This window comes from Verrucosispora sp. NA02020, assembly GCF_013364215.1.
In the GTDB taxonomy this organism is placed as follows: domain Bacteria; phylum Actinomycetota; class Actinomycetes; order Mycobacteriales; family Micromonosporaceae; genus Micromonospora.
In genome coordinates this window covers 69,629-86,650 of record NZ_CP054923.1, presented here as the reverse complement: position 1 = coordinate 86,650, position 17,022 = coordinate 69,629, and the positions used below count along the sequence as shown (strand labels likewise).

The window sequence follows — 17,022 nt, the reverse complement described above, 5'->3', positions numbered from 1 at the left end:
CGGTACAGCGAAGCGGTCACCGACCGGCGGCCTCCGCCGTGCCGGGTGGCCCAGCGCCCGGATCGGCCGAAGCGGCCACCCGCCCGTCGGATCACCGGAGCGGTCATCGACGCAGCGCGTCCGTGACGCTCGGGTCGGCGGGCGAGCTGACCGCAGGCGGTCGGTGGCGAACCGCGTCCAGGACCGCCTTGCCGCTGGCCAGGTAGTCACGGGCCGCCTTCTGCGCCAGCAGGCTCGATCCGCAGCCGGTGCAGCGGGCGGTGACCCCGTCGGTGTCGATGCCGAGATGTCGGCAGAGCGTCACGGCCCGGTCCAGGTGGTAGGACTGCGTGACGATCAGGGCCCGCTCGATTCCGTAGACGTCCCGTGCCCGCAGGCAGGTGTCGTACGTGTCCAGGCCGTGCGGATCCGTGACGACGCGCTGCGGGTCAACACCGAGCGGCCCGGTCAGGTGCGCGGCCATCGCCGCCGGCTCGTCCCCGGACGTCCCGCCACCGTCACCCGACACCAGCACCACCCGGGCCCGCCCGCTGTGTACCAGCTCAGCGGCGGTCTCCAGGCGTCCGGCGAGCCGGATGCCGGGTCGCTGCCCGTTCTCGGTCACCGCCGTGCCCAGGACGATCACCACGTCGACGCTCGGCGCGTCGGCCTCGGTGTGGACGTGTCCGCGCGCGGACACCGTCGTCCAGAACCACGGCACGCTCACCAGCAGCAGCGCGACCGCGAGGAGCACGGCGACCCGGATCAGGCGGCGTCGCCACCGCACCGGGACACCGGCCGGGGCCGGTTCGGTCACTCGCCGGGGAACCGGAACGGCGGGAAGCCCGGACTCGGCATGACCTGACCGCCACCACCGCTGCCGCCACCGTTACCGTTGCCGCCACCACCGTCGTCCTCGTCGGGGGGCGGGGTGCTCGGAGACCCGGTCGGCGGCGTCGGCGTCGGCGGGTCCGGGTCCTCCACCTCCTCCTCGACGGAGATCGTGATCGTCACCCTGCTGCCCTTGGTGCGCTGGGTGTTGGCGTTCGGGTTCTGGTCGAGCACCCGTCCGGCCTGGTCCGCAGGCACCTCACGACCGAGCTCGACCCGGACCTCGAAGCCCGCGTCCCGCAGCCTCTTACGCGCCTCGTCCTCGGTGAGGTTCGCGACGTCCGGCACCCGGACCACGTTGCCCTTGGAGACGGTGAGAGTGACCTTGCTCCCCTCCTCCACCCGCTCGCCCACGCCCGGATCGATCGCCAACACCTGGCCCTCGGGCGCGGCGTTGTTGTCCTCCTTGACGTCCACGTCGAGCTTCAGTTCCTTGAGCTGCTGCTCGGCGAACTCCTGGGTGCCACCGACCACGGCCGGGATGGTCACCACGGGCTTCCCGTCGCAGATCTGCACGGTCACCGTGCTGTTCGGCTGCACTCGCTCGCCGGCGGCCGGGGTCTGGCTGACCACGGCGCCCTTCTTGCAGTCGGAGGAGAGGACGGGGTCGCCGAGCGCCGCGGTGAGGCCGTTCTGCTCGATCTGGGCGAATGCGTCCTGCTGCGTGAGCCCGGTGAGGGTGGGCACCGGAGTGTCCTCGTCATCGCGCTGGTTCAACAGCAGCGCGGCGACCAGCGCGATCACCGCGAGCACGCCGAGCGCGGCGAACATGGCGATCAGCCAGGACGAGGCGCGCCGCTGGCGCGGGTCGCCGACCCGGGCGGGGATCTGCCGCGTCTGGGTGGCACCACCTGCCCCACCCGACGAGTAGCCCGAGGACGGGGCCATGGCGACGGTCTCGTCCTCGCGCATCACCGGCGTCGCCATCACCGGACGACCGGCCGCCGCCCGAAGCATGTCGGCACGCATCTCGCCGGCGCTCTGGTAACGGTTGAGCGGGTTCTTGGAGAGCGCCTTGAGCACGATCGCGTCGACCGCCGGGTTGACGTCCGGGTTCAGGTCGCTCGGCGTCGGCGGGGTCTCCCGGACGTGTTGGTACGCGACGCTGACCGGACTGTCGCCGACGAACGGCGGGTGGCCGCAGACCAGCTCGAAGAGGACGCAGCCGGCCGCGTACACGTCGGAGCGGGCGTCCACGGCCTCGCCGCGCGCCTGCTCCGGGGAGAGGTACTGCGCGGTGCCGATGACCGCGCTGGTCTGCGTCATCGTGGTGGCACCGCTGGCCAGAGCCCGGGCGATGCCGAAGTCCATCACCTTGACCTGGCCGGTCTGGGTGAGCATCACGTTGCCGGGCTTGATGTCGCGGTGGATGATGCCGTGCCGGTGGCTGAAGTCCAGCGCCGCACAGATGTCGGCGGAGATCTCCAGCGCCCGCCGGGGCTGTAGCCGGCCCTCGGCGCCGAGCACCTCCTTGAGGGTGCGCCCGTTGACGAACTCCATCACGATGAACGGAAGGGTCTCGCCGGTCGGCGCCTGTTCCTCACCCGTGTCGTAGACCGCGACGATGGCCGGGTGGTTGAGCGAGGCGGCGTTCTGCGCCTCCCGACGGAACCGCATCTGGAAGGTGGCGTCCCGGGCCAGGTCGGTCCGGAGCATCTTGATCGCCACGTCCCGACCGAGCCTCAGGTCGCGACCACGATGCACCTCGGCCATGCCGCCATAACCGAGCAGCTCGCCGACCTGGTACCTGCCACCGAGCAGGCGGGCCTGCGCTGTCATCGCGTCCGTCGTCCTTCGCTCGTCGTCGTCTCGTGGCTGCCTCCACGGGGCTGATCCAGTCGACGGTACGCCGTACCGGCCGGATCGTCTCGCCCGTCGAACCCACGCACGACGGACGACACCGTTTGCACAGAGACCCCGACCGGCAGGTCGGCGCTGTTCTTCAGTCGCACCTTGTAGGAAATCACGCCGGAACAGAGCAGGACCAGCACGCCCAGCATCACCGCCAGGAACAGCACTCCGGAACGCGACCGTCCGGGCGCCTGCTGTGGTGGAGCGGGTCGGAGCTGGTAGCCGGGCGGCGGGGTGGCGGCGGCACGCTGATAGTTGTTGGGTGGTGGCATCGGTCGGCCAGCCGGCATCGCCGGGACGGCCGGAGCGACGGTCGTGGGACGGAGCGGTTGCGCCGCCGGGTGACGGGCCGCCATCGGCGGCCGGTGGTTCACAGCCGGTGGGCGGCCGGGAGGTGTCGAGTGCGGTGCCGCCGGAGGACGCGGCGGCTGCGGCGTCGGCACCTGGGCGCGCCCCGGAGCCGGTGAGGCGGGAGCGGCCGAGATCGGGTTGGCCTTCTGCCCACCCGCCCGCGCCTGCTGGGACAGTGCCGTCTTGAGCTGCCGGGCCACCCCGGCCAGCGCGGCGGCGCTCTGCCAGCGGTCCTTCGGGTCCTTCGCCATGGCCCGCTCCACCAGGGCGCAGACCTGCGGCGGGATGTCGGACGGCAACTGTCGCGGGGTCTCCCGCACGTGTCGCATGGCGATGTCGAGCGGGTTGTCGCCCTCGAAGGGACGGCGTCCGGCGAGACACTGGTACGCGACGACGCCGAGGGCGTACACGTCCGAGGCGGGGGTGGCGACCTGACCGGTGGCCTGCTCGGGCGAGATGTACGAGGCGGTGCCGAGCACCGAACCGGCGGCGGTGAGCTGGCCGACGAGTTCCGAGCGGGCGATGCCGAAGTCGGTCAGCACCAGCGTGCCGTTCGGCCGGACCAGCAGGTTGCCGGGCTTCACGTCCCGGTGCACGATCCCCTTGAGGTGGGCCGCGTGCAGCGCGTCGGCGGCCTGCGCCACCAACGCCATCGTCCGGGCCGGGGTGAGTCGACCGACCCGGCTCAGCGTGGCGGAGAGCGGGTCGCCCTCCACGTACTCCATCACCAGGAAGGCGATCTGCTGGTCGTTGCCGAAGTCGTAGACGTCGACCACACCCGGATGGTTGATCGTCGCCATGGTGCGAGCCTCGCCACGGAACCGCTCGGCGAAACCGGGCTCGTCCATCAACGCCGGGAGCAGGCTCTTCACCGCGACCGTACGGCCGAGCACCTGGTCCAGGCCGCGCCAGACGTCGCCCATGCCGCCGCTGGCGATGCGTTCGTCGAGACGGTAGCGGTTACCGAGCTGAACTCCCGGACTGAGCATGTCAACGCCCCCCACGGTCGGCGATGACGGCGCGCATGATCTGCCCGGAGATCCGGGCCGCCTCTGCGCTGCCGCCGCTGCCGGCCTCTTCGAGCAGCACGCAGACCGCCGAGACCGGTTCCCCGTTGGAGTCGATGGCGAAACCGATGAACCAGCCGTGGTCGGGCCGGTCCGGCGCCGACTGGGCGGTGCCCGTCTTGCCGCCCACGGTGTAGCCGTTGATCTGTGCCGAGCGGGCGGTGCCGTTCTCGACCACGCTGACCATCATGTCCCGCAGGTCGGCGGCGACCTCACGGCTGACCGGCCGGCGCAGTTCACGCGGCTGGGCGGGGTCGTAGACGGTGGTGCGGTCCGGCCCGAGGAGCTGGCGTACCAGGTAGGGCCGCATCTGGCTGCCCTGGTTGGCGACCGCCGCGGCGATCAACGCCCCCTCCAGAGGGCTCATCCGCACGTCGCGCTGCCCGATGGAGGACTGGGCCAGCGCCGCCGGGTCGGCCCCGCCGTCGGGGTTCAGCATGTCGCCGGTACGGCTGGCCGCCACCGACTGGCCGCCCTCGCCGAGCCGGCCGACGGTCAGGTCCTCCTGCTCGAAGCCGAACTGCCGGGCCTTCTCCTTGATCACGTCCGGGCCGAGCTGCACACCGAGCTTGGCGAAGCCGGTGTTGCAGGAGTCGGTGACCGCCTTCATCAGCGTGACCTGCGACTGCGGGCAGATCGACGGCACCGCGTTGGTGATCGCCTCGCCGGAGGTGGGCGGGGTGTAGCTGGGGCCGGCCGGGATGTTCGTGTCCTTGCCGATCCCGTTCTCCAGCGCGGCGGCGGCCACCACCATCTTGAACGTGGAGCCCGGCGGCAGCACCTCGGCCAGCGCGCGGTTGCGCAGCGGACGCTGCGGGTCCTGCTCCAGCTCGTTGTACGCCTTGGTCGCCTCGCTGGTGTTGTGGCTGGCCAGCGGGTTCGGGTCGAAGCTGGGCATGGAGACCAGTGCCTGCACCGCCCCGGTCTTCGGGTCGATGGCGATCGCCGCGCCCTTCTTCACCCCCCGGTTGTTGTTGCGCAACTGGTCGTACGCGACGTCCTGGGCCCCCTTGGAGAGGGTGAGCAGCACGTTTCCGCCGGCGGTGCGGTCGCCGGTGAACATGTCCTTGATCCGGTTGGCGATGAGCTGGTCGCTGGTGCCGGCGAGGAAGTCGTTCTCGGAGCGCTCGATCCCGGTGTCGCCGAGGTTGACCGGCTTGTAGCCGAGCACGTGGGCGTACTTCGCCCCGCCCGGATAGGTCCGCAGGAACCTCAGCTCGCCCTCGGTCTCCTTGCTGACCGCCAGTGCGGTGCCGCCCGCCTCGATGTTGCCGCGACGGCGCTCGTACTCGGCGACCTGGACCCGGCCGTTGTAGTCGCTGGTGCGGTACTCGTCGGCCTTGTACGCCTGGATCCAGTTCAGGTTCGCGAAGAGCAGGGCGAACAGGACGATGACGACGACGCCGACCCGGCGCAGGGGTGCGTTCACGGCTTGATCACCTCCGTGGGGGCACCGTGCAGTTGCTCGGGCGGCCCGCCGGACGGACGGTTCACCTTGCCACCGACCCCGGTCACCGGGCGCCGCCCGGCGTCGGAGACCCGCAGCAGCACCGCGACGAGCAGCCAGTTCGCCATCAGCGAGGAGCCACCGGCGGAGAGGAAGGGAGTGGTCTGACCGGTGAGCGGGATCAGCCCGCTGATGCCGCCGACGATCACGAAGACCTGGAGCGCGAGGGTGAAGGCCAAGCCACCGGCGAGCAGCTTGCCGAAGGAGTCACGGACCGCGATGGCGGCCCGCAGGCCGCGCTCCACGATCAGCAGATAGATCACCAGCAGCGCGGAGAGACCGAACAGGCCGATCTCCTCGCCGAGGCCGGCGAAGATGAAGTCGTTCTGCACCTCCGGCAGCAGCAGCGGCTGGCCGCCGCCCGGTCCGGCGCCGAACATCCCGCCGGTGCCGAGCGCGAGCAGCCCCTGCACCAACTGGTAGCCGGAGTCGTACGGCTCGGCGAACGGGTCGAGCCAGATCTCGGCCCGGACGTAGAAGTTCGCGAACGGTCCACCGACCAGTTCCCCGAGCACGTACGCGAGGTAGGCGCCGCCGAAGAAGAGGACCAGACCGATGAGCAGCCAACTGACCCGTTCGGTGGCGATGTACACCGTCGCCACGAACATGCCGAAGTAGAGCAGCGAGGTGCCCAGGTCCTTCTCGAAGATCAGGACGAGCAGGCTGATCACCCAGACCACGAGCACCGGGCCGAGGTCACGGCCGCGCGGGAAGTCGATGCCGAGGAACCGGTGGCTGGCCAGCGAGAGCACCTCGCGCTTGCGGACCAGGTAGTAGGCGAAGAAGACCAGCAGGGCGAGCTTCGCGAACTCGCCGGGCTGGATGGAGAAGCTGCCGACGCGTACCCAGAGCTTGGCACCGTTGATCTCGGAGATGCTGGCCGGCAGCACGGCCGGCAGCATGACCAGCACGATGCCGGCCAGGCCCAGCGTGTACGCGTACCGGGAGATCGAACGGTGGTCGCGCATCAGGGCCAGCAGCCCGGCGGCGAGGATCACCGAGACCAGCGTCCAGGCCAACTGCCGCCCGCCGGTGCCGGCGAAGGTGGCCATGTCGACCCGGTCCTCGGGAGCCGACCGGGCCAGGTCCAGCCGGTGCAGGAAGCCGACCCCGAGCCCGTTGAGCAGGGCCACCGCCGGCAGCAGGGCCGGGTCGGCGAAGGGCGCCAGGAACCGGATCACCAGGTGCAGGCCGAGGAACACCGCCGTGAGCGCGGCGGCCGGCACCCAGAAGGTCGGGGTGACCGTGTCGAGCACGTTCGCCTCGACCATCGCCCCGTACGCCGCGACCAGGGCCATCGCCAGCAACAGCAGCGACAGCTCGGCGTTGCGTCGGGACCGGGCCTGGCGTACGCCGGAACGCTCGCCCGCGTTGGCGGGCGAGGTTGCCGGAGTGGCCGCTGCGGTCACGATCGTCCTCGGTTCGGGTGCCGGTGCCTACTCGGGCGACCGGCAGGCCGCCGGGTCGACGGTGGGCGAGAAGGTGTCGGGCGTGGCGTCGGGCGTACCGGTGGGCAGGGCCGCCGCCCCGTTGTCGGACGGCCGCACCGGTGGGGTCGCGGAGCCGCCCGTGGCGGAGACCGACGCGCTGCGGACCGGGCTCGGTGAGCCGCTCGGCGCATCCGGTGCCGGCGAGGGTTCGCCCGCGTCGGGGGTCGGGGGCGGGGGCGTCGCGGGCGGGCAGATCGGCTTGAGGTTGACGTTGGTGGGGCTGTCCACCGTCAACTCGGCCAGTCGGCGTTCCGCGTCCGGCTCGCTCTTGGCCGGGATGCCCTGCTTGACCTGCTCCTGTGCCGCGAGGGTGAGATCGTCGAGCTGGGCGCTGCTCTCGGAGTGGACCGTGGAGAGGTCCATCCCGGCGATCTGGCCCTGGATGCCGCGGAACACGGCCACCTGACCGTCCTGCGTGGCGCCGACGTAGTACTGCCGCTGGGTGTAGGTGTACCCGCCGTAGAGGCTGCCGGCGAGGATCACCGCCAGGGCGGTCGTCATCGCCAGCGCCCGCAGCGGTCGCCGACGGGGCTCCGGCTCGTCGTCGCCGTTGCCGGCGGGCTCCTCCGGCACGGGCGGGCGGGGGGCGGAGAGCGCCGAGGCCCGGGCGGCCGGGGTGGAGACGTCGGCCGAGGTAGCCATGCCACGGTCGCGGGCGGCAGCGCCGCCGACGATCGGTGCCGCCTCGACGATGTCCCGGTCGGTGGCGTCCGCGATGATCACGGTGATGTTGTCCGGACCGCCGCCGCGCAGGGCGAGCTGCACGAGTCGCTCGACACACTGCTGCGGGTCGGTGTACTCGCGCATGGTCTCGCCGATGGTCTCCGCACTGACCACGCCGGAGAGTCCGTCGGAGCAGATCAGGTAGCGGTCACCGGTGAGCACCTGGCGCACGGAGTACTCGGGGTCGATGTCCCGGCCGTCCAGGGCCCGGGTGAGCAGCGAGCGCTGGGGGTGGCTGCTCGCCTCCTCCGGGCTGATCCGGCCTTCGTCGACGAGCATCTGGACGTAGGTGTCGTCCTTGGTGATCTGCGCGAACTCGCCGTCACGAAGGAGATAGGCCCGCGAGTCACCGATGTGGACCATGCCCAGCTTGCTGCCGGAGAAGAGGGTCGCGGTGAGCGTGGTGCCCATCCCCTCCAGCTGTGGGTTGGCTTCCACGGTGTCGCGGAGCTGCTGGTTGGCGGTGCCCACGGCGGAACGCAACGCGTCGACCAGGGCGTCACCGGGGACGTCCTCGTCGAGCGGCGCCATGGCACCGATGACGATGTTGCTGGCGACGTCACCGGCGGCCATGCCGCCCATGCCGTCGGCGACGGCGAGTAGCCGCGGTCCGGCGTAGACGGAATCCTGGTTACCGTCACGGATCAGACCGCGGTCGCTGTGGGCCGCATAGCGCAGGGTCAGAGTCATGGCCGTAATTCGAGAGAGGTGCGGCCGATCCGGATCGGCACGCCGAGGGGGACGGGGGTCGGTCCGGTGACCTTAGCGCGATCGAGGTACGTCCCGTTAGTCGAGCCGAGATCCTCGACGAACCACTGCCCGTCACGCGGTACGAGCCGGGCGTGTCGCGCGGAGGCGTAGTCGTCGGTGATGACGAGGGTGGAGTCCTCGGCCCGACCGATGGTTATCTGTGCCTCGCCCAACGTGATCCGGGTGCCGGCCAGTTGCCCCGCGGTCACCACCAGTTGGTGTGCCGCCCGTCCCCGCTTGACCTTCGCCGGCTTCGCCGTCGCCTGACCGGTCGACGCGCCGACCGCTCGGGGTGCGGCCACGAGCCGACCTGAGCGGGCCCCCGCGAACAGGTCCCGACGGATGACGCCGACCACCGTGAACACGAAGATCCACAGCAGGACGAGGAATCCGAACCGGGCGACGGTGATGACGAGTTCCGGCAAGGCGGGTCAGCCGTCCACGCGGAAGGTCAGGGTGGTCGTACCGAGCTGGATCATGTCGCCGGGGTTCAGCGCCACGGCGGAGACCCGCTGGCCGTTGACCATCGTGCCGTTGGTCGAGCCGAGATCGGTCAGCACGACCTGGCCGCCGTCGAAGTCCAGCCGGGCGTGTCGCCGGGAGATGCCGACGTCGGGCAGACGCAGGTTGGCCTGGTCGCCCCGACCGATCACGGTCGAGCCCATCTGGAGCGGGTAGGTGCGGCCGTCACCGGAGACCAGCCGGACGTTGCGGCCACCACCGTGCCCCTGCGGGGGTCCGTAGCCGCCACCCTGGTCGTACGAGGGGTAGCCGGGCGGACCGGCGTCGTACCCGCCGCCGGGCGCCGAGACCGGGGCGACCTCGCCACCGGTGTAGACCTCGGCGGTGACCCGGAACATGCCGGTGTCCAACCCTTCACCGCGCTCGATCTCGACGATCACGTCGCCGTAGACCGTCCAGGCCTGCTCGCCGATGAACTCCGCCTGCGACTGGGCCAACTCCTGGGCCAGCGCGGCGGCGTACGGCGCCAGCCGACTGTGGTCGTACGGCGAGAGATCGATCACGTAGCGGTTCGGCACCAAGGTGCGCCCACCGGCCAGGATGGCCTTGTGCGCCTCGGCCTCCCGCTGCATGGCGTTGAGGATCTCCACGGGGTGCACGACCCCCTTGAAGACCTTGGCGAAGGCCCCCTCTACCAGGCCTTCCAGACGCTTCTCGAAGCGTTGCAGCACGCTCACCGGCTCCTCCTCGGGTCCCGAGGACATGATGGTATCCGTCCAGAGCGCACGCAGCTCACACGCCGCTCGGCCAGCAGGCCACGGCCCGTTCGGACGGCCTCGAATCGTCGTGCTACTCTTTCGTCCGCCACGAACGGTAACCGCTGGAAGCAGCGAATGCCATTCGCGGTCACGACCGAGGGTCACGTAGCATTGCCGAGGTCCGCCGGAGACGGTGGAGCTGGCACGGGCTACGCTGCCCGAAGTCATGCCACGGGGAAGTGGCGGAATGGCAGACGCGCACGGTTCAGGTCCGTGTGCCCGAAAGGGCGTGGGGGTTCAACTCCCCCCTTCCCCACCACAGACGAGGGCTCCGCGGCGACGCGGGGCCCTCGCTCCGTATCGAGGCGTACGAAACGTCACGCTATGCTCCGATGGTTTCTGCCTCCGACGCACCAGGAGTGGCATGTGAGTGTCGCATTCGTGACCGGTTCGGGCGGGCTGATCGGCTCCGAGGCGGTCCGGCACTTCGCCGGCCTCGGTCTCGACGTCGTCGGCATCGACAACGACATGCGGCAGGAGTTCTTCGGCGAGGAGGCGTCCACCGCCTGGAACGTCCGCCGGCTGACCGACGAGCTGGGTGAGCGGTATTCGCACCACAGCATCGACATCCGCGACCGCAGCGCGCTCGGCGCGCTGTTCAAGCGGTACGGCCGGGACGTCGCCGTGGTGATCCACACGGCCGCGCAGCCCTCGCACGACTGGGCCGTGCGCGACCCGTTCACCGACTTCGACGTGAACGCCGCCGGCACCCTGAACGTCCTGCAGAGCGTCCGCGAGCACTGCGTGGAGGCACCGGTCATCCACTGCTCCACGAACAAGGTCTACGGCGACCGGCCGAACAGCCTGCCGCTGGTCGAGCAGGAGACCCGCTGGGAGATCGAGCCGGGCCACCCGTACGAGCAGGGCATCCGCGAGGACATGTCGATCGACGCCTGCCTGCACTCCATCTTCGGCGCCTCCAAGGTCGCCGCGGACGTGATGGTGCAGGAGTACGGCCGCTACTTCGACATGCGGACCGCCTGCTTCCGGGGCGGGACGCTGACCGGCCCGGCCCACTCGGCGACCGAGCTGCACGGCTTCCTGGCGTACGTGATGCGCTGCAACCTGGAGCGCCGGACGTACAAGATCTACGGCTACCAGGGCAAGCAGGTGCGGGACGCGATCCACAGCTCGGACGTGGTCTCCGCGTTCGAGGCGTTCTTCCGCGACCCGCGCTCGGCGGCGGTGTACAACCTCGGCGGCGGCCGGCACTCGAACACCTCCATGCGGGAGGCGTTCACCGAGGCCGAGCGGATCACCGGGCAAGAGATGATCTCGGAGTACGTCGAGGCCAACCGGGTCGGCGACCACAAGTGGTGGATCGGCTCCAACGAGGCGTTCCAGGCCGACTACCCGGACTGGAAGCAGGTCTACGACGTACCCATGATCATGCGTGAGATCTACGAGGCCAACGTGGACAAGTGGGTGCCCGGAGCATGACCAAGAAGAACGTCCTCGGCGTCCTCGTCGACGCCACGACCTACGCCGAGGCGACCGAGCGGGTGGTGGCCGCCGCGCAGGAACGCCGCCCGATGGCGTTGACCGCGCTGGCCGTGCACGGCGTGATGACCGGCGTACTGGACCCGCCGCACAACGCGCGACTCAACTCGTTCGACGTGGTGACCCCGGACGGCCAGCCGGTGCGCTGGGCGCTCAACCTGCTGCACGGCGCCGGCCTCACCGACCGGGTGTACGGGCCACTGCTGACCCTGCACGTGCTCTCCCGCTTCGCCGACGAGGGCCTGCCGGTCTACCTGTACGGCTCGACCGACGAGACGCTGGCCCGGCTGATCCCGGAGCTGGAGCGGATGTTCCCGGCGTTGAAGATCGCCGGGGTGGAGGCGTCGAAGTTCCGCCCCGTGCAGCCGGGCGAGGACGTCGAGATCGCCGACCGGATCCGGGCCAGCGGCGCCCGGCTCGTCCTGGTCGGCCTCGGCTGCCCCCGCCAGGAGGTCTTCACGTACGCGATGCGTCCGCTGCTGGACATGCCGATGATGGCGGTCGGCGCGGCCTTCGACTATCACGCCGGGCTGCTGCGTCAGCCGCCGCCGTGGATGCAGCGGGCCGGGCTGGAGTGGTTCTGGCGGCTCTGGCTGGAGCCGAAGCGGCTCTGGCGTCGCTACGTGATACTCAACCCGGCCTACCTCGGCCGGCTGTTCGCGCAGAAGACCGGGTTGTGGAAGGCCCGGCCGCCGGCTCCGGCCACCGAGCGTCCGCGCACGTTCGCGGTCTGACCACGGCGTCGAACGACCACCGGGCCCCTGGCCTGATGCCGGGGGCCCGATGCCGTCGCGGACGTCAGAGGGTCAGCGTCCAGGTGTTCACGTAGCCGGTGTCTCCGCTGTAGACGTCCCGCACCTGGAGTCGCCAGGTGCCGTTCGCCGCCTCGCTGGAGAGGTTCACCGTGTAGGTGGCGATCACGTTGTCCGCGCCGTCGAGGATGCTGCTGTTCTTCAGGCGGTAGGACGAGCCGTCCGGGGCGAGCAGGTCGACGACCAGGTCACCACGGTAGGTGTGCACGATGTTCACCGCGACGGTCGAGTTCGACGCGGCGTTCCGGTTGCAGCCCGCGATCGTGATCGAGCTGGTCACCGCCGATCCGGCGTCCGGGATCGCCACGTCGGTCCCGTTGCTGCCCGTGCAGCCGCCGCTGCCGCTGCCGGTCACCGTCAGCGAGAACGTCGCGGTCCTGCTGCCGGAGGCGGCGCTGCCGGTCACCGTCACCGGGTACGTGCCGGCGGGAGTACCGGCCGAGGTGGTGACGGTCAGCGTCGACGACCCGCCGGAGGTGACGGTGGCCGGGCTGAACGAGGCGGTCGCCCCGGACGGCAGACCGCTCGCCGAGAGGCTGACCGACTGCGCGGACCCGTTGGTGGTGGCGGTGGACACACTCGTGGTCACCGAGCCACCGGGCGCGGTGGAGCCGGCGGTCGGCGACACCGAGACCGAGAAGTCGTTGGTCGGCGGCGGGGTGCCGCCGTTGACCACGTAGAGCAGCTGGTTCGGGGTGCCGGTGCCCACGTTCGTGATCACGTTCGGGGTGGAGTTGGCCACCAGGTAGTCCCGGACCTGTTGCGGGGTCCACGACGGGTTGGCCGACAGCACGAGCGCGGCGACGCCGGCCACGTGCGGGGACGCCATCGACGTACCGCTGATCGAGTTGGTCGCGGTGTCGCCGGTGTGCCAGGCCGACGTGATGCTCACGCCCGGCGCGAGGATGTCCACGCAGGTGCCGAAGTTGGAGAAGCTCGCGGCGGCGTCGTTGTTCTGGGTGGCGCCGACGGTGATCGCCGGAGCGGCCCGGGCCGGCGAGTAGTTGCAGGCGTTCTGCCGCTGGCCGAGCGCGTTGCCGTTACCGGCGGCCACCGCGTAGGTGATGCCGGCGTTGATCGAGTTGATCACCGCGTTGTCGACCGAGGTGTTCGCCCCGCCGCCCAGGCTCATGTTGGCGACGGCCGGCTTGACCGCGTTCGCGGTGACCCAGTCGATGCCGGCGATGACTCCGGCGTTGGTGCCGCTGCCCTGGCAGTTCAGCACCTTGACGGCCACCAGTCGGGTGGCCTTGGCGACGCCGTACGCGGTGCCGCCGACCGTACCGGCGACGTGGGTGCCGTGGCCGTTGCAGTCGGTGTTGTTGGTGTCGACGGTGTTCGTGCCCCAGGTCGCCCGGCCGCCGAAGTCGGAGTGGGTCGTCCGGATGCCGGTGTCGATGACGTACGAGGTGACGTTCGAGGCGGTGTTCGGGTAGGTGTAGGAGCTGTTCAGCGGCAGGTTCCGCTGGTCGATCCGGTCCAGGCCCCAGGACGGGGGGTTCGTCTGGGTGCCGCTGATCGTGACGGTGTGGTTCTGCTCGACGTACGCCACCGCCGGGTCGGCGGCGATCCGCGCCGCAGCCTTGGCGCTGACCCGGAGTTCCGCGCCGCGTACCGCTGCGGTCCAGGTGCGGGCCGTGCTGCCGCCGTGGCGGCGCACCAGCCGGTCCACCGACGAACCGACGGCGTTGCGGCCCACCTCGGCGTCCTTGAACACGACGATGTAGCTGCCCTCGACGGCGGTGGCACCGCCGGCACTCCTGATCGTGCCGACCGGCTCGGCCGCCATGGCCGGCGTGGCAGTGGCGACCATGGCCAGCGCGGCCAGGCCGACGAGTACGGACCTGTGTGGAAGAGCCATCTTCCTACCTCCCTCCGACCGGCCCTGATCGTCTACCCGCTCGTGGCAGGTTGATCGATGAATGCCGATCGAGGTGAGAGTAGTGGTGTGCCCGGAGGCAGATAAACATGCCGGATCTCCCATCACGTCGGTGCGATGGCCCCCTACGGGGACCAGGTACGGGACGAACGGGGGGCGGGCCCGGATTCGCGAGAGCGGAAATCGGGCAAGTCTGATGGGCATGCAGAGCCATCTCGCCCTCCTGCTCCCGGTCGCCACCGTCTGGTGGGTCGCCGGATACCTCGCGGACGGGCTGCCCCGGATGACCCACGCCCGCGGCCTGCGCCGACACACCGGCTGGCTGCTCGGCCTGACCGGGGTCGGACTCGCCCTGACGGTGGCGCTGCCGATCGCCGGGCTGAGCACTCCCGGGGCCACCCTGGCCGATCGGGCCGCGAGCGGACTCACGCTGGCCGCCGTACCCGCCGCCGTGGTGGCGATCTGCACGGTCCGCCGGGTCCGCCGCCTGTTGGCCGGAGCCAGCACGCTCGCCACCGCCCCCCGGACCCCGGCCCCGCACGGGTTGCGGGCCGCCGCCGCCCATCCGCTGATCGGCCTGCCGTTGCAGGTGACCGGGCTGGCTCTGCTGCCGGCTCTGATCGCGGCCAGCGGCGCCGGTCAGCTCTTCGGGCCCGGTGCGGCCGGACCGGCGGTCACCGTGGGCGCGCTGGGCGTGGCGGCCATCGGCGTACGCCATGCGCTGCGGCACAACCGGCTCGCCGAGTTGGCCATGCCGGAGCGGGCGGCGACCTCAGCGCAGCCGGCCCGAGCCCTGCACGTATAGCAGTTCCAGGATCGCCCGGGTCGCCTCGAACCAGCGGTCCAGCCAGCCGGGCGGCGGGACGCTGCCGCGCGGCGGCAGCTCCATCATCAGCCCGTGCATCAGTGGGTGGTCCACCAGGGAGGGATTCTCCGCCATCGGCCATCCCGGCGGCGGGAACGATGCCTCGGTGAGCGGGTTCGGATCCAGTGACGGCGCGTGCTGCGACTGTACCGACTCGGCCACGCCTCTGACGTCCCGCCCGCCGCGATCACCGTCGGGCGGCACCTCGGTCAGCATGCTGTCCCTGCGGGCGCCGCGGTACTGCCCGCCGAAGCGCTCCGCCTTGGCCGGGCCGTTGCTGATGTTCTCTGATCCGATGTTCGTCATTCCGTCTCGCCTGCCTCGCTCGGTTACCCGCCCTGCCGGGGGGATGTCGACCAGCGCGTACCGAGTAGTACAACGAGACACGGTCGATGTGGCGACGGCAGCCGTCCCGGCCGACCGGCGGGCCCGTGCCGCAACGCACGGTCCCCGTCCGGCCAGGCCGGACGGGGACCGTCTACACCGCTTACCGCCAGTCAGCTCCGGCCGAACGCGCCGTCCCTGGTGCCGGCGACGAAGGCGTGCCAGTGTCCCGGTGCGAAGACGAGGGCCGGACCGGCCTTGTCCTTCGAATCCCGGACGCCGACCGCCCCGGTCACGTACGCCACCTCCACGCAGTTGTCACAGTTCGGGCCGCTCTTCGAGCTCTTGAACCATGTCGCCTGCGTCAGGTCCACGGAGAATCCTTGCGTCGCCACTTCCACAACGGCTCCTCTGCCAGTCTCGCGATGTACTCGACGGACTCCTCCGGACGTCGGGCCGCTGCTCGAATGTGATCGAAGATGAAGCTGTACTTCTGTAGCTCGTCGCTCTTCTCCAGGAAAAGCCCACCCGTGGCGTTCTCCGCGTACACGACATCCGGATCACCGGGTTCGGGGAAGCTGAGGATCGTGAAGGTGCCGTCCATGCCGGCGTGCGCCCCTACCTCGAACGGCAGGACCTGGAGCGTCACGTTCGGCAGTTGGGCCACCTCCGCCAATCGTTTGAGCTGGCCACGCATGACCGTGTCCCCGCCAACCGGACGGCTCAGCACCGCCTCATCGAGCACCACCCACAGATCGACCGGATCATCCTGGGTCAACAACGACTGACGGCCGAGTCGGACACGCACTCTTTGTTGCACCTGTTCGGGGGTGAAGTCCGGACGGGCGGCCTTGATCATCGCGCTGGCGTACTCCTCGGTCTCCAACAGTCCGGGAATCACCTGCTGCTCGTACGCACGGATCGAGCTGGCCGCCGCCTCCAGGCCGACGAACGCACCGACCAACACCGTGCTGTACGGGTGCCACCAGCCCTTCTGTCGCGCCTCGCGGGCGATCTGGACCAGCTCGTCACTCTCGGCGCCGACCACACCGTAGATCCGGAGCATGTCCCGCACGTCGCGGGGCGTGGCGGAGGTGTGGCCGGTCTCGATGCGGGAGATCTTCGACGCCGAGCACTCCAACTGCTCGGCGACGGCTTCTATGGTGATGCCGGCGGCCTCGCGTTGGCGGCGCAACTCCGCGCCGAGCCGGCGCCGCCGGATGGTCGGACTGCGGCGCTCGCTCACCCGTTGTCACCTCTCGCCTCGACGCGCCGCTGGTTCGACACCCGCCTCGGGCGCGACCGTCGGGGCTGGCGAGCGTACGCGGCATTGGGGTGGTGCCGGTCGTCGGCCGGCCGCGGCGGCGAAACCGTTCCTCAGTGTGCCGCTCGGGTGGTGGCGCGTTCAAGCGCCGTTTCGTGCGAGCCGCTCACTTATCGGCAAAAGTCTACGTGCAACTTGCATGCAGCACGCCTCTGATGCACTCTGTCCGTATGACCTGGGTTACGCACCGTCTCCGCGCCGTCTCCCCCCGTGATCTCCACGGCGGAGCCGCGAACGGGGCGTACACCCGACCGTCGGTCACGGGCCCGGATCTCCCGCACGGGAACCCGCCGCCCACCCCCGACGGCGGCTCCGGCGACACCACCTGAGCCCGCACCGGTCGAGCGGCGCGCCACCAGCGTTCCCGGCACCGACCAACGCCCGCGCCACGAACCGGCGCACGAGACACGACCTCGTCGCCGGAGCCGC

The 17,022-nt window shown here is 70.7% G+C and carries 15 protein-coding genes and 1 tRNA gene; 4 read left to right on the top strand and 12 right to left on the bottom strand.

Annotated elements, in window-relative coordinates:
- Window positions 1-103: 103 nt before the first annotated feature.
- From HUT12_RS00370 to HUT12_RS00335, 8 genes are all read right to left on the bottom strand, one after another.
- The gene (locus tag HUT12_RS00370; protein WP_176092223.1) at window positions 104-796 is read right to left on the bottom strand and encodes a vancomycin high temperature exclusion protein; all 693 of its coding nucleotides are present in this window, start codon (window positions 794-796) and stop codon (window positions 104-106) included.
- Window positions 793-2,649, bottom strand: coding sequence for a Stk1 family PASTA domain-containing Ser/Thr kinase (pknB, locus tag HUT12_RS00365; RefSeq protein ID WP_176092222.1), 1,857 nt, complete (start codon window positions 2,647-2,649; stop codon window positions 793-795). Before pknB ends, HUT12_RS00370 begins: the two co-directional genes overlap by 4 nt.
- Window positions 2,646-4,061, bottom strand: coding sequence for a serine/threonine-protein kinase (locus tag HUT12_RS00360; RefSeq protein ID WP_176092221.1), 1,416 nt, complete (start codon window positions 4,059-4,061; stop codon window positions 2,646-2,648). Before HUT12_RS00360 ends, pknB begins: the two co-directional genes overlap by 4 nt.
- A 1-nt stretch (window position 4,062) precedes the next feature.
- Complete coding sequence (locus tag HUT12_RS00355; protein ID WP_131051378.1) at window positions 4,063-5,568, bottom strand: penicillin-binding protein 2; 1,506 nt, start codon at window positions 5,566-5,568, stop codon at window positions 4,063-4,065.
- Window positions 5,565-6,944, bottom strand: coding sequence for an FtsW/RodA/SpoVE family cell cycle protein (locus tag HUT12_RS00350; RefSeq protein ID WP_236145568.1), 1,380 nt, complete (start codon window positions 6,942-6,944; stop codon window positions 5,565-5,567). The genes HUT12_RS00355 and HUT12_RS00350 overlap by 4 nt, the downstream gene beginning before the upstream one ends.
- A gap of 138 nt (window positions 6,945-7,082) precedes the next feature.
- Entirely contained in the window at window positions 7,083-8,549 is a 1,467-nt protein-coding gene (locus HUT12_RS00345) for a PP2C family serine/threonine-protein phosphatase (RefSeq protein WP_176092220.1), read from the bottom strand.
- Complete coding sequence (locus tag HUT12_RS00340; protein ID WP_111242783.1) at window positions 8,546-9,034, bottom strand: FHA domain-containing protein; 489 nt, start codon at window positions 9,032-9,034, stop codon at window positions 8,546-8,548. The genes HUT12_RS00345 and HUT12_RS00340 overlap by 4 nt, the downstream gene beginning before the upstream one ends.
- A 6-nt stretch (window positions 9,035-9,040) precedes the next feature.
- Window positions 9,041-9,835, bottom strand: coding sequence for a DUF3662 and FHA domain-containing protein (locus tag HUT12_RS00335; protein WP_131051381.1), 795 nt, complete (start codon window positions 9,833-9,835; stop codon window positions 9,041-9,043).
- Between the two features lie 227 nt (window positions 9,836-10,062).
- Here HUT12_RS00335 and HUT12_RS00330 point away from each other — a divergent pair.
- The 3 genes from HUT12_RS00330 (at window position 10,063) to HUT12_RS00320 (ending at window position 12,123) form a co-directional block, all read left to right on the top strand.
- Window positions 10,063-10,148 (top strand) — tRNA-Leu (locus HUT12_RS00330).
- A gap of 65 nt (window positions 10,149-10,213) precedes the next feature.
- Complete coding sequence (locus HUT12_RS00325) at window positions 10,214-11,329, top strand: NAD-dependent epimerase/dehydratase family protein (protein ID WP_176092219.1); 1,116 nt, start codon at window positions 10,214-10,216, stop codon at window positions 11,327-11,329.
- Window positions 11,326-12,123: a WecB/TagA/CpsF family glycosyltransferase gene (locus tag HUT12_RS00320; protein WP_131051383.1), complete on the top strand. Its 798-nt coding sequence runs from the start codon at window positions 11,326-11,328 to the stop codon at window positions 12,121-12,123. The genes HUT12_RS00325 and HUT12_RS00320 overlap by 4 nt, the downstream gene beginning before the upstream one ends.
- A gap of 64 nt (window positions 12,124-12,187) precedes the next feature.
- On the opposite strand, the gene HUT12_RS00315 is transcribed toward HUT12_RS00320, so the two are convergent.
- On the bottom strand, window positions 12,188-14,062 hold the full coding sequence (locus tag HUT12_RS00315; RefSeq protein ID WP_131051384.1) for a S8 family serine peptidase: 1,875 nt from the start codon (window positions 14,060-14,062) through the stop codon (window positions 12,188-12,190).
- Between the two features lie 220 nt (window positions 14,063-14,282).
- Between HUT12_RS00315 and HUT12_RS00310 the strand changes: the two genes are divergently transcribed.
- Window positions 14,283-14,885, top strand: a complete 603-nt coding sequence (locus HUT12_RS00310; protein ID WP_131051385.1) for a hypothetical protein — start codon at window positions 14,283-14,285, stop codon at window positions 14,883-14,885.
- On the opposite strand, the gene HUT12_RS00305 is transcribed toward HUT12_RS00310, so the two are convergent.
- The 3 genes from HUT12_RS00305 to HUT12_RS00295 form a co-directional block, all read right to left on the bottom strand.
- Complete coding sequence (locus HUT12_RS00305) at window positions 14,853-15,251, bottom strand: hypothetical protein (protein ID WP_131051386.1); 399 nt, start codon at window positions 15,249-15,251, stop codon at window positions 14,853-14,855. The genes HUT12_RS00310 and HUT12_RS00305 overlap by 33 nt on opposite strands.
- A 191-nt stretch (window positions 15,252-15,442) precedes the next feature.
- Window positions 15,443-15,664, bottom strand: coding sequence for a DUF397 domain-containing protein (locus tag HUT12_RS00300; protein ID WP_131051387.1), 222 nt, complete (start codon window positions 15,662-15,664; stop codon window positions 15,443-15,445).
- A complete protein-coding gene (locus HUT12_RS00295) occupies window positions 15,634-16,515 on the bottom strand; it encodes a helix-turn-helix transcriptional regulator (RefSeq protein ID WP_131051388.1) in 882 nt (293 codons plus the stop codon). Before HUT12_RS00295 ends, HUT12_RS00300 begins: the two co-directional genes overlap by 31 nt.
- Window positions 16,516-17,022: the final 507 nt, after the last annotated feature.